The 13566-nt window shown below is 37.9% G+C and carries 9 protein-coding genes; 6 read left to right on the top strand and 3 right to left on the bottom strand.

What is annotated here, in order from left to right; genetic code table 11:
• The first annotated feature begins 36 nt into the window (after nucleotides 1-36).
• The 3 genes from EHQ47_RS14120 (at nucleotide 37) to gatB (ending at nucleotide 4336) form a co-directional block, all read left to right on the top strand.
• The gene (locus tag EHQ47_RS14120) at nucleotides 37-1518 is read left to right on the top strand and encodes an aldehyde dehydrogenase family protein (protein ID WP_425269578.1); all 1482 of its coding nucleotides are present in this window, start codon (nucleotides 37-39) and stop codon (nucleotides 1516-1518) included.
• Nucleotides 1519-1709: 191 nt separating this feature from the next.
• Complete coding sequence (locus EHQ47_RS14115) at nucleotides 1710-2813, top strand: bacteriohemerythrin (protein ID WP_135749744.1); 1104 nt, start codon at nucleotides 1710-1712, stop codon at nucleotides 2811-2813.
• Nucleotides 2814-2872: 59 nt separating this feature from the next.
• Nucleotides 2873-4336, top strand: coding sequence for an Asp-tRNA(Asn)/Glu-tRNA(Gln) amidotransferase subunit GatB (gene gatB, locus EHQ47_RS14110; RefSeq protein WP_135777414.1), 1464 nt, complete (start codon nucleotides 2873-2875; stop codon nucleotides 4334-4336).
• Here gatB and EHQ47_RS14105 read toward each other — a convergent pair.
• From EHQ47_RS14105 to cobT, 3 genes are read right to left on the bottom strand one after another with little or no spacing between them, the layout of a single operon-like run.
• Nucleotides 4333-4926 (bottom strand): histidine phosphatase family protein, encoded by a 594-nt coding sequence (locus EHQ47_RS14105; protein WP_135749746.1) that lies wholly within the window; start codon nucleotides 4924-4926, stop codon nucleotides 4333-4335. The genes gatB and EHQ47_RS14105 overlap by 4 nt on opposite strands.
• Nucleotides 4911-5732 (bottom strand): adenosylcobinamide-GDP ribazoletransferase, encoded by an 822-nt coding sequence (locus EHQ47_RS14100; protein WP_135749747.1) that lies wholly within the window; start codon nucleotides 5730-5732, stop codon nucleotides 4911-4913. Before EHQ47_RS14100 ends, EHQ47_RS14105 begins: the two co-directional genes overlap by 16 nt.
• A 7-nt stretch (nucleotides 5733-5739) precedes the next feature.
• Complete coding sequence (cobT, locus tag EHQ47_RS14095) at nucleotides 5740-6795, bottom strand: nicotinate-nucleotide--dimethylbenzimidazole phosphoribosyltransferase (protein ID WP_135777413.1); 1056 nt, start codon at nucleotides 6793-6795, stop codon at nucleotides 5740-5742.
• A 163-nt stretch (nucleotides 6796-6958) separates the two neighbouring features.
• Between cobT and dnaE the strand changes: the two genes are divergently transcribed.
• The 3 genes from dnaE (at nucleotide 6959) to EHQ47_RS14080 (ending at nucleotide 13551) form a co-directional block, all read left to right on the top strand.
• Nucleotides 6959-10456 (top strand): DNA polymerase III subunit alpha, encoded by a 3498-nt coding sequence (gene dnaE / locus EHQ47_RS14090; protein WP_135777412.1) that lies wholly within the window; start codon nucleotides 6959-6961, stop codon nucleotides 10454-10456.
• A 6-nt stretch (nucleotides 10457-10462) separates the two neighbouring features.
• A complete protein-coding gene (locus EHQ47_RS14085) occupies nucleotides 10463-11563 on the top strand; it encodes an AraC family transcriptional regulator (protein ID WP_135777411.1) in 1101 nt (366 codons plus the stop codon).
• Between the two features lie 89 nt (nucleotides 11564-11652).
• On the top strand, nucleotides 11653-13551 hold the full coding sequence (locus EHQ47_RS14080; protein WP_135777410.1) for an AMP-dependent synthetase/ligase: 1899 nt from the start codon (nucleotides 11653-11655) through the stop codon (nucleotides 13549-13551).
• The last annotated feature ends 15 nt before the right edge of the window (nucleotides 13552-13566 follow it).

Here is a 13566-nt window from a genome sequence, read left to right as displayed (position 1 = left end):
TTCCCCTCTAAATGAACGAGAGTCAGTAATACGGAGATTCCCATGACCCAAGCCACTCTCACTCAAACCTCAAATTCTGGAAAGGCTGTGATCCAAACAAAAAGTTTTACTCCCTCTGACATTGATCGTATTTTCCAAGCACAAAAGAAAAAGTCTTTGGAACTTCGTTTGTCCAATTTCAAAACTCGGATTCTTAAATTAAAAAAACTAAAAGAAGCAGTCCTAAAATACCAAAAAGAAATCCAAATCGCTCTCCATTCCGATTTTAAAAAATCTGCTGGAGAAGTGGACATCACTGAAATTTTACCTACCATTGCAGAAATCAATGATGCCATCCGCCATGTAAAACATTGGATGCGCCCAAAAAACGTAATGACTCCACCAACTTTACTTGGTGCCACAAGTCGTATTGTTTATGAACCAAAGGGAGTTTGCCTTATCATTGCTCCTTGGAATTATCCATTCCATCTTGCGATTGCCCCTCTTGCAGCAGCGATTGCGGCTGGAAACACAATCATGTTGAAACCTTCTGAGTTTACGCCACATACTGCTGATGTCATCAAAGCAATGTTAAGTGAAATATTTGCAGAAGATGAAGTTGCCGTTTTTGAAGGTGATGTTGCGGTTGCAACTGCTTTACTCGAAGTGCCTTTTGACCATATCTTTTTTACTGGTTCCACACCAGTTGGTAAAATTGTAATGGCAGCAGCTGCAAAACACTTAACTAGCGTAACGCTTGAATTAGGTGGTAAATCTCCTTCGATAGTTGCAGAAGACGCTGATTTAAAAGTTGCTGCAGAAAGAATTATGTGGGGAAAATTTTTAAACGCAGGCCAAACTTGTGTCGCTCCGGATTACCTTTTGATCCCTGAATCAAAAGTAGAAGAGTTTGTTAAAAATGCAAAAGAAACCACAGAAAGTTTCTTTAAATCCAAACCAGAAAATTTTACTGCAAGCCCTGACTTTTGCCGTATCGTGAATGCAAAAAACTTTGGTAGAGTTTCCTCTTATGTAGATGATGCAGTCAAAAAAGGGGCAAAAATTGCTTATGGCGGAGAAGTAAGAAGTTCGGATAATTTTATTTCACCAACCATCCTCTCGAATGTCTCTTTAGACGCTCGTATTATGGAAGATGAAATTTTTGGACCACTTTTGCCTATCATCACTTATAAAACTTTGGACGAAGCCATCCAAATCATCAATGAAAGACCGAAGCCACTTGCTTTGTATATTTTTACTAAAAAAAGAAGTACATCCAAGTATGTTCTGAAAAGAACCAGTTCAGGTGGAGCCGTAATCAACGATGTGATCCTTCATCTTGTGAATTCAAATCTTCCATTTGGTGGTGTGAACCATTCTGGACATGGTAGTTACCATGGACTTTTTGGGTTTAAAACTTTTTCACACGAAAGATCAGTTTTACAAACTCCTAAGGCATCCATTGCGAAGTTGATGTATCCACCTTACTCTGGTTTTGTGAGACTAATGGTGAAGTTAACAACTAAGTTTTTCGTTTAGTCTAATTCCGCCGTAGGAAGATACACTCCTGGGATAAGTTCGGGAGTGTATCGATTGAATTTGCTACAAAATTGATCACTATTTACATTGTATGATCAATATACACTTTTTTTCGAAACTACTGATAAATATCAATTCCTCAAATGATTCTAAATCCGTGACACCAAGTGAGTGAATATTTTTGTGGAACTATGCAGAAGGATTTTTCCGCGCATTTAGATTCCTTAAGAATCACTTGGTTAAGTGAACCTTTCCATCTTGGAATTCCTATCATCGATCTACAACATGTATGGTTGGTTCATATCATTCTAGAGTTAGAAGAGACCATTGTTGAATCTGAAAAAGATGGATCTGATGTGGATGTTCATTCTTCCTTTCGAAAGGCTTTGGATTATGTTGCAGAACACTTTGCCTTAGAAGAAGATATTCTCGAACATTTTAACTATCCAGAATTTTCTGAGCATGTTAGTAGCCATCGAAAATTTGTAGAACGGTTAACTGAAAAATATTACGAAGCAAAAAATAATCAAATGGCCGCTTTAGGCATTTTGCAAATTTTAAAAAAATGGCTGTTTCAACATATCTTACATGATGATACCGATTATGCGGATTTTTTCAAAGCAAGTGCAGTTGATTTAAAATCTTACTGTAATGAAATTCTAAAATCAGGTAAATATCCAATTTCAAAAGAACAACTTTTAATTTATCAAAATATAGTTCAGGTGGATACAACCCATATCACACTTCATGAACAATCTATTGATATTATCCAGGAAATAAGAAATATCTGGAAAACATATAATTTAGCCACTGGTATTCCCATTATCGATTTACAACACATTTGGCTTTTAAAGATGATTGTTGAGTTAGACAACTCGTTAAAGTTAGGTGACGGTTCGAGTGATACATTTCAAAGGGTTATAACTTCCGCTATTGAATACACAAAGGACCATTTCGGTGTGGAAGATAAAATTATGAGATACTTCCGATATACGGATGTAGTCCAACATATGAATCAACATAAACGATTCATTGACTTTATCAAAACAAGAAACGATGAATTTAAGTTGGGGCATCCTCGAGCAGGACTTCATTTGGTCCAAGACCTTAGAAATTGGCTTTTGTCCCATATCGCCCTTGAAGATAAAAAAATTGGGATCGCCTTTGAATCTCGAGTGCGAGAGCTTTCCGAGTTTACAAAAAAATTGCACCAAACTGGGGAAATTAGCATCTCTCGGGAACAAAAAAACCTATATAAACTGGTGATGCAATCGGCCCCAGACCCTCTGGATTGATTTCGCCCGGAAATTGAATTGCCAGTCTGATTTTCCGGGAAAATCCTGTTTCCAAACCCATGGAATACGAAGTCATCATCGGTCTGGAAGTCCACGTCCAGCTCAATACTCTATCAAAAATATTTTCCACCGCCACAAACGAATTTGGCGGTAGCCCAAACACTCATATCTCCACACTTTGTGTGGCACTTCCTGGCACATTACCAGTGTTAAATGAAGTGGTTTTGGAAAAGGCGGTTCGTGCTGGTGTGGCACTTGGATGTGAAATCACAAGATTTACAAAATTTGATCGTAAAAATTATTTTTACCCTGATTTACCAAAGGGTTACCAAATTTCTCAGTTTGATAAACCCTATGCCACCCAAGGGGGAATCCATATCAAATTAAAAGGGGAAACGGAAGAAAAATTCATTCCCCTCACAAGAATTCATATGGAAGAGGATGCTGGAAAACTAATCCACTCCCACGATCCATCCATCAATCGTTCCTACGTTGACTATAACCGTGCTGGAACTCCTTTGATTGAAATTGTATCAGAACCTGATCTTCGTTCTTCTGATGAAGCTTATGTTTATTTGAATGAGCTCAAAACAATCTTACGATACATTCAAGTTTCAGATTGTAATATGGAAGAAGGCTCTCTTCGTTGTGATGCTAACGTTTCCATTCGACCCAAGGGAGAAAAAGGATTTCGTACTCGTGTAGAAATTAAAAACCTAAACTCTTTTAAGGCCGTAAAACAAGCGATAGACTATGAAGTGGAATGGCAAAAGGATATGTATTCTCGTGGAGAAACTTTCCGCCAAATGACAAAACTTTGGGATGCCACATTACTCAAAACCATTCCGATGCGTTCTAAAGAAATGAGTCATGATTATCGTTACTTCCCAGAACCAGATCTTCCAACCATCCAAATTTCTGATTCGTTTATTGAAGACATCCGTAAAACTTTACCAGAACTTCCTAAACAAAAAAAAGAAAGATACAAAACAGAACTTGGTCTTCCTGAATACGATGCAGAAGTACTCACCAGCGAACGTGAGATAGCTGAATACTTCGAAGAAGCTCTCCTCGTTTCTGGGGATGCAAAAAAAACATCTAACTGGGTAAAAGATGAGATTCTTGGTATCGTAAACAAAGAAAACATTTCCATCCAAGAATTTGCAATCGATCCATTGCGTATTGGTAAACTTGTAAAACTCATCAACTCTGGTGAAATTACAGGAAAAATTGCAAAAACCATCTTTGAAGATATGTTAACTTCCAAAGACCAACCGGAAACGATTGTCGAAGCAAAAGGTTTGAAAGTAGTTCGTGATGACAAAGCACTGGAAGAAATTGTCATTCGTGTGATTGAATCACAACCTGAATCAGTGGAAGGTTGGAAAAACGGAAAAGACCGTGTGCTCGGTGCCATCGTTGGTGGAGTGATGAAAGAAACCAAAGGGAAAGCCGATCCGAAACTTGTGAACGAATTGATCCTAGCAAAACTAGGACCACTTGGTGAAAAAAAGAAGGTTTAACTAATCTCTAATTTGTGGACAGATCCAAAGTCCACGGGTGATTTGAAAGCTTCTTCGTAAGGTGTTCCGTATTGTTTGCAGAGGGCTGCACGGATGGGACCTGAGTGGCAAACAACAATCAATGAGTTTAAGGATTTGTTATTTGTTTTTTCCCAATGGTTCCTTAAATTTCCACCTTCCTTCCAATCATTGATAAAAGAATCCATTCGTAAGATAAGATCAGTAAAAGCTTCTCCTCCAGGAGTTTTTGCATTTACGAAGTCTTTCATCCAAGGGATGGTTTCTTTTCTTGGGATTTCTTCCCAAAGTTTTCCATCCCAGTCTCCAAAGTTCATCTCCCACAAACGTTCGTCAGTTGGTATTTCGGAGTGTTCCACTGGTGATAAATTGTATTTGGTTAATAAAGCAGAAGAAAGTTTTAATGCTCTTGGTGCAGGACTCGAAAGGAACAAATCAAATAATGCTGGTAAATGTGGAAAAGTGGAGTCCGCCGTATCTTCCACAGGGTATTTGAGAGGGAAGTCGGTGCGGCCATAACAAGTACCTTTGGGTGCAATGGTTTCTGGATGGCGAATTAAATAGAGGTCCAAATCAATACTCCCGAAACCCAAAGACAAGTTTCTACTACTTGTTGGACTGCTCCCAAACAATCTCCGGTAAATCCACCGATCCAACGTTTCATCAGTGAAAACATATAATACAAACTAGGAAGGATCAAAACCAAACTCAGTGAAAATTTGGGATGAAGGTTAACGAGAAAAATATACGGGATAAGACCTGCCAGGCTTGCAAATAAAGTTTGGGGCCAGGTAATTTCCTTGGCCATTGGTTTTGCATACCCTTCTTCTTTGGCATAAGGTAACAATTTCATCATCAGAACTGAAAAAAAACGACTCAAACTATGTGCTGTCACAAAATACAACCAAACTGATATTAGTTGGTATGTTCTTTCAAAAGAAAAAAGATCCCAACTAAATCCTGTCGTTTTTAGTGATTCAGAAGCACCTAATACTTTGAGTAATAGTAAAAGAGAAATTCCTGCTGCACCAAAACTCCCGACGCGGCTATCCTTCATGATTCTCAGGATATCTTCTCGTTTCCAACCACCACCGATTCCATCACAAAAATCAGAAAATCCATCTTCATGAAATGCCCCAGTTAAGATTAACAAAAATCCAACAGAAATCACAAATGCGATCCCAGGTCCCAAAAACATTTGAAAAACGATGAAGATGATCCACTGTAAGGTTCCCAGTAGGATACCCACAAAAGGAGAATATTTAATTGATTTGTGTAACCATTCTTCTTTGAATCCAATCCAGCGGGGTGCGGGAATCCGAGAAAGAAAAGATAAACAAACAAAGAATAGGCGAATCTCTGAAACAATCCAATTCATATTAGGTTTATTTAGAATCCGTATTACTTACACCAGCATCAGCAAAGGATGCCATTTCATTCAAAAATTTGACACTCAGTTCAATTAGTGGATATGCTGCCAAAGCACCACTTCCCTCTCCTAAACGAAGGTTGAGTCGAAGGAGAGGTTTTATTTTCCAATGTTCTAAAACAACTGTATGACCTTCTTCTTCTGACAAATGTGAAAAAATCGCATAAGATTTTACAGTTGGATTGAGCGCATAGGCGATTGCAAAGGCCGCAGTGGAAATGAATCCATCCACTACAAAAGTTTTTCTTTGTGCTGCGGCTCCAATCATTGCTCCAGCCATCATTCCGATTTCGAATCCGCCAAATTCAGAAAGTATTTCGATAGGATCTTTTAGTTTTCCTGTTCTTTGGTATGCTTCTGTCAGGATTTTGAATTTATTTTCTTTTCCGCTATTATTGAGACCCGTTCCCCTTCCAACAAGTTTTCTGAGTGGAATCTCTGTTAGATGAGATAAGATTAGAGATGCTGCAGATGTATTTCCAATCCCCATTTCACCGAATAAAAATATATTGGTGGATTCATATTGTTTTTCAGAGAGAAGTTCGATACCGCTTAATATGGTTTCTTTTGCTTCTTCAATCGACATTGCTTCTTGTTTTAAAAAATTGGAAGTCCCTTTTCTAATCTTTCTTTGGATGAGTTTTGGAGTATTCTCTTCCCAATCGTGGTCCACTCCTGCATCAACTACTTCCACGTCGATATGACTGTGTTTGGCGAAGACGTTGGCGCAGGCTCCACCTGATAAAAAATTTAGAACCATCTGCCATGTGACATCTTTCGGATACAAAGAAACTGGTTCTTCCGTAATCCCGTGGTCACCTGCAAACAGAATGAGTTTGGGATTTTTTAACTCAGGGGATAATGTATTTTGGATTTCTGCCAGTAACATGGCCAGGGTTTCCAAATCACCAAGGGAACCCAAGGGTTTGGTTTTATTGTCTATTTTACTGCGGATGGAAGTTCGCAAAACATCAGTTACGGGAGAAATGGAAGGTAGGGAAAATGGTGACATAAACAAAACCAGTCTAAAAGGACCAGGATCGGCTTCCATCGTTTTTGGGCTTGGACGGGACAGGGAGGTTTAGGATTTGGCTATTTGGGCCGAAAAAAATCCGAAATTCTGCCCTTGGGGCGCTTTACGTAGGAAGCCGTCGGAGTTACTATGTCACCAAGCCATGGAAGATTTCGCCCACCTTCATTTGCATACTACCTATTCCATGCTCGATGGAGCCATACGAATCAACGATCTCATGAAACGTGTGAAGGAACTTGGGATGAGTTCTGTCGCCATCACAGACCACGGAAACATGTATGGGGCCATTGAATTCTACAAAGAGGCAGTCAAACACGATGTTAAACCCATCATTGGATGTGAGTTTTATGTAACTCCTTCCAGAAGTGCCGAAACAGAGTTAGATGAAATTGCAGATGGTGGTGCATATCATATCATTTTACTTTGTAAAAACGAAACGGGTTACAGAAATATCATCAAACTAGCAAGTCGATCCTTTACGGAAGGTTTTTATCGCAAACCAAGGATTGATTACGATTTATTAGAACGACATAGTGAAGGCCTTGTTTGTTTGACTGCTTGTCTTGCGGGAGAGGTCAACCGAAAGATCTTAGAAGGCAAAGAAGACAAAGCGTATGCGTTAGCTGGTCGGCTACATGAAATTTTTCGCAAAGAGGATTTTTATTTAGAAATCCAAGACCATGGAATTCCAGAACAACGAACTGTTGCAGAAGCGGTTATGGGATTTTCCAAACGAACTGGAATTCCACTCGTTCTTACCAATGATTCTCACTTTTTAACAAAAGATGATAGAGAAGCGCAAGACATCTTACTTCGCATCGGTATGCGTAAAAACATCGATGATGAGATGCGATTTGGGTTTAATGATAATTTTTATGTAAAATCTCCCGCTGAAATGATGGGTATTTTTCCCGATCATAAAGATGCATTTTATAATACCTTAGCCATTCGCGATAAATGTTCTCTTAACTTTCAATTTGGAAATCCATTATTACCTCCGTTTGAAGTGCCTGCTGGTTTTGATACCGATAGTTATTTAGAAAAATTAGTTTGGGAAGGAATCAAAGAAAAATACCAAGAGATCACTCCTATTGTGCGTGAAAGAACAGAGTATGAGATGCAGACAATTCGAAATATGCATTTTGCCGGATACTTTCTCATTGTTCAAGATTATATAAATTTTGCTAGAAGAGCAGGAATTCCAGTGGGCCCAGGGCGAGGTTCGGCAGCAGGATCAATCATTGCTTTTGCACTTGGAATTACGAACGTAGACCCAATTCGTTATAACTTACTTTTTGAAAGGTTTCTTAACCCCGACAGAAAGGATATGCCCGATATTGATACGGATTTTTGCGTAGAAAGACGAGAAGAAGTTATCAATTACATCAAACACCGGTATGGTGAGAACCGCGTGGGACAAATCATCACCTTTGGATCCCTTGCTGCCAAAGCGGCGATTAAAGACGTGGCTCGTGTTTTCAATGTTCCATTTTCAGAAGTAAACGAGATGAGTAAACTTTTCCCCAAAAAATTGGGAATTACCATTCAAGAAGCGGTTGATACATCAAAAGATCTACGTGACATCGCTGAAAAATCTGATCTAAACAAAAAAGTTTTTTATATTGCCCAAAAACTAGAAGGTAACTACCGTCAGGTGGGAAGACACGCCGCAGGTGTTGTGATTGCACCAACGGCTCTGGAAGAAATTGTTCCTTTGTCCACGGTCAGTGAACCTGGTAGAGATGGTCGTTCCATTGTCACCCAATACGACAAAAACATGTCGGAACAAGTGGGACTGATTAAGATGGATATTTTAGGTTTAAAAAACTTAACCACCATCCATCACGCGACAAAACTCATCGAAAAACGTCATGGGATTTTACTTGATTTAGATAAAATTCCACTCGATGATCCGGCTACTTTTAGTTTGTTGCGAAAAGCCAATGTCCTTGGGATATTCCAGTTGGATTCTTCTTCCGGGATTCGTGATCTTTTTGCCAAAGCACAAGTGCAAAAATTTGAAGAGATTGCCGCCTTACTTGCGTTATACCGTCCTGGTCCGATGGGTTCGGGGATGTTGGATGACTACTTAGATCGTAAAAACGGGAAAAAGAAAGTTGTTTTCCCACATGAAAGTTTGGCTGAAGTTTTGGGTGAAACCTACGGAGTTGTTGTCTACCAAGAACAGGTAATGGGTATTTCACGAATCATGGGTGGATACTCTGTCGGAGATTCGGATGTTCTTCGTAAGGCGATGGCCAAAAAAGACAAATCTAAACTTCCGGCATTAAAAGAGAAGTTTGTGAAAGGTGCGATCGAAAAAAAGATCAACGAAAAACTTGCCACGGAACTTTTTGAACAGTTAGAAAAATTCGGTGAGTATGGATTTAATAAATCACACTCAGTGGCTTATGCCTTCGTTACTTACCAAACTGCATTTTTAAAAGCCAACTATTCCATTGAATACCTAACAGCTTTATTATCAGGTGATCATTCTAAAATTACCGATGTTGTGAAATACATTAACAATGCGAAAGAGATGGGGATTCGTATTTTAGGCCCTGATGTCAAAGAATCAGGAATCTCTTTTGAAATTACTGATGATAAAACTGTAAGATTTGGTTTGTCTTCTATCAAAGGTGTGGGAGAACTTGCCGCTGAAAATATCATTTCCAATCGAAATGCTATCGGTGGGTACAAACAACTTGGTGACTTCACCAAAAAATTGGATACAAGGCTTGCTAACAAAAAGGTTTTAGAGTCTCTTGCGCAAGGTGGTGCCTTCGATTCTTTTGGATACACAAGAAAAATAATTTTTGAATCCACTGATATGATTCTAACTTACGCTAACAAAAAACAGGCGGAAGAGAAAGAAGGCCAATTTTCCTTGTTTGGCGGTGCTAATGGTGGCGGAGAAGAAAATCTCAATTTACCAAAAGATGGAATCGAATGGAATGGGGATGAATTACTAAGAAGGGAAAAAGAAACTACAGGGCTTTATCTTTCTGGACACCCCCTTGATAAATTTACAGAACAATTAAAAACATTAAAACCAACAACCATCGAAAACTTAGAAGAGGTTCGACCTAAATCTAAGGTAGAAATTGCAGGAGTTCTTTCCAAAAAAGTAGTCAAACTCACAAAGAAAAAAGAAGAGTTTGTGAACTTTATGTTGGAAGACCAAACAGGTGAAATTGAATGTGTTGCCTTTCCCAAAACCTATGCAGAATTCAAACATCTATTTACAGAAGATAATACTGTTTTTATCCGTGGAATTTTAGAACGACTCGATGCCGACGAATCAGAGTTAAAAGGTCAGATCATTGTCAATAAACTCGAAGAACTAAATTCCGTTACTATCGAAAAGAAAATGGAAAAAACTCTCCATTTAACTATCAATATGATGGAAGAAAAAAATAGAGACGTAATTTTGAAATTGCAAGATATTCTTTCTGTTCATCGTGGAGCTTCTTCCGTGTTCTTTCATTTGGTTGGAAATGGAGATGAAAAAAAAGTCATCCGTGCCCATGACCATTTCTCCATTGATATCACTCCCGACCTTATGAAGATGTTAACGGATATATTGGGGAAGGGAACGGTCCGTTATACAGTTGGCGAAGAAGTACGAGTATACGGATAAAATTTTGTGGAGACTGGATCTGTATCCTTAAATCTTTTATTTGAGTTTCTTTGGATGGGATCTGGGTCCGTATTTTGTTTGATCTGGTCTCTATCCAATTTAGTTCGAAACAGCAATCTTTCTGGATTTGTTTGGTCTTTTATTTTATTTTCCACAGGACTTTGGTTACTTACCGGTGCTTTTATGTTCACCGGGTTTTATAAATACCTCCCAATCATTGCACTTGTTCATATCCCGTTTGTATTTCTATCCTCAACATTACTTTATTTTTATTTAGAATATTTGTTTTTGGAAAAACCGATCCAAATCAAAATTTATCATTTTCTTCCTGCTTTTGTTTCTGTTTTACTTTTGTTTCCCTTTTATTTCGGATCAGATTCCTACCAGTTAGATGTTTTGGAACAAATGACCAAAACAGAATATGGATCGGTGGTGGTTGGCTTAAACTTTGGTATTAAACTTTCTATTTTACTTTCAGTTGGATTGTTTCTTCTGAAAGAATGGATTCCGAATGTACGTTTGTCTGTTTTTTTTACAAAAAAAGCAATTTATTCTCTAATATTCATTCTATTGATCTGGATCGATTTGTTACTGGGAAGTATTGGATTTACATTTCAAATTCCTTTTTTTCGTAAACTCAGTGCTTATCTTTTACCGGTTCTTATGTACTTTTATTATTTTACTCGTGAACTTTGGGCTCCGTTTGTTTCGGATGTTCGCGATAGTATCCAAAGAAATAAATATGAAAAATCTAAGTTGGTATCTGTTCAGTTAGAAACCATCGACCAAAGATTGTATGAATTGATGAGAGAAAAAGTGTTCTGTGATGAAGACTTAAGTCTTTCCAAACTAGCTGAGATGGCAGAAGTCAAACCTGGCCAACTTTCTGAATACTTTCATAAACGGTATGGGTTTGGATTTTACCAATACATCAACCAATATAGGATCGAAGAAGCAAAACGTTTGTTATTGGAATCGGAGGAAAGGTCGATTCTTTCCATTGCCGATTCAGTTGGATTTAATTCTAAATCCACTTTTAATCGAGTTTTTTTGGAAACGGTTGGTTCTACTCCTTCCGAGTTTCGAAAACAATCAAAACTGACTTAAATCCATTTCATTTTTTTAGTCTCAAAGAATTCCCCAAGACGACAGTTAAAAAAATCTAAATTAGAATTGGTTCGTAACGAGGAAATTCAATGCGAACCATGATTGATTTTTATTTAAACCTTCCGGCAAAATTCGGTAACAAAAATGCTTTTGCAACACGGATGGGCACCGGTGTTTATCAGTATAAAACTTATGATGACTTGCTCATCGATGCAAAGGATTTGGCCTTTGGGCTAAAAGGGAGTTTGTCCGAAAGAGAAAAAGTGGCTATTTTTGCGGACAATGCGTACGAGTGGATACAAACAAGCATTGCAGTGACACTGCTTGGAGCTGTCGATGTTCCGAGAGCCTCTGATGTAACAGAACATGATATTTTGTACATTCTAAATCATTCTGAATCCAAAATACTTTTTGTAGAAAACGAAGTTGTATTTAAAAAAGTGATTCGATTAGAATCCGAATTGGAATTTTTAAAGGAAATTGTAATCATGTATCCTCCCAAAGAGGGAAATAAAGAAATTGGTTCTAGGAAAATTAAAATATCTACCTTGCAAGAGTTAGTTGCTAAAGGGAAAGAACTTCGTAAAGCCGATCCATCGGATACAATATTTTTAAACAACACCATAAAAGAATCCGATTTGTTTACCATGATTTATACTTCTGGAACGACAGGTACTCCCAAAGGTGTTATGTTAACCCAAGGAAATATCCTCTTCCAACTACAGAATCTCCCGATTCGTTTACAAAAAGGAGACCGAACTTTATCGATTTTACCGATTTGGCATATCTTCGAAAGAATTTTTGAAATCTTTAGTTTGTATTACGGTGCTTGTACTTATTATAGTAGCGTTCGTACATTAAAGGAAGACTTACGATTTGTAAAACCTCATTTTATGGCCTCGGCTCCAAGGTTATGGGAAAGTATATATTCAGGAATCCTTGGAACACTTGCCAAGTCTTCACCTGTAAAACAAAAGATGTTCCAACTTGCGATGTTTTTTGCCAAAAGATTTTTTCTTTCAAGACAAGTCATCACAGGAAACGTTTTAGACATTCATCCTGTTGTGTTTTGGAAACAATCCATTCGATTTCTTTATCATCTGTATCGATTTTTTTTAGTGAGTATACCTCATCTCTTTTTTGATTTTTTAGTTTTATCAAAAATTAGAAAAGCAACAGGAGGGGAACTTCGAGGATCTTGTTCCGGTGGGGGAGCATTGCCATACCATGTGGATGAATTTTTTAATACAATTGGTATCCCAGTTTTAGAAGGGTATGGAATGACGGAAACGGCACCTGTTCTTGCGATGAGAACCTTTGAAGAAATCATTCCTGGTTCTGTGGGTCGTATTTTTCCAAAAACTAATTTACGTCTTGTGGACCTTCATACAGGAGAAGTTTTTTTAGATACTGAAATTGGAAAATTTGTATTTGGAAGAAAGGGCGAAATCCATGTAAAAGGCAAACAAGTAATGGCCGGTTATTATAAAAATCCAGATGCCACAAATAAAGTTTTGGTCGATGGATGGTTGAATACAGGTGACCTAGGAATTTTTACAGCAAATCATAATTTACGAATTGTGGGACGTTCGAAAGAAACCATAGTTTTGTTAGGTGGCGAGAATGTGGAGCCAGTTCCTATTGAATCAAAAATTTTAGAATCGGAATGGATCGATCAGTGTATGGTTGTGGGACAAGACCAAAAGTATTTGAGTGTCCTAGTATACCCGAATATATCTAGATTTGAAGAACCATTTACGGGAGAATTTTGGAAACAAAAAGAAGTCATTCAGAAAATAGAAACAGAAATCAAAGCAAAAGTGAATGCACAAACTGGATTCAAATCCTTTGAAAGAGTTGTAGGTCTTGTAGTTTTGCCAAAACCTTTTGAAGTAGGTGATGAACTGACGGCAAAACTTTCTTTAAAAAGACATGTGATTACCGATAAATACAAATCGGAGATTTCAGCTTTGTATTCTAACAACTAAGATAAACAAATTTTA

Origin of the sequence: Leptospira bourretii, from assembly GCF_004770145.1 — a bacterium.
Classification (GTDB): domain Bacteria; phylum Spirochaetota; class Leptospiria; order Leptospirales; family Leptospiraceae; genus Leptospira_A; species Leptospira_A bourretii.
This window is presented reverse-complemented; position numbering and strand designations above follow the sequence as displayed.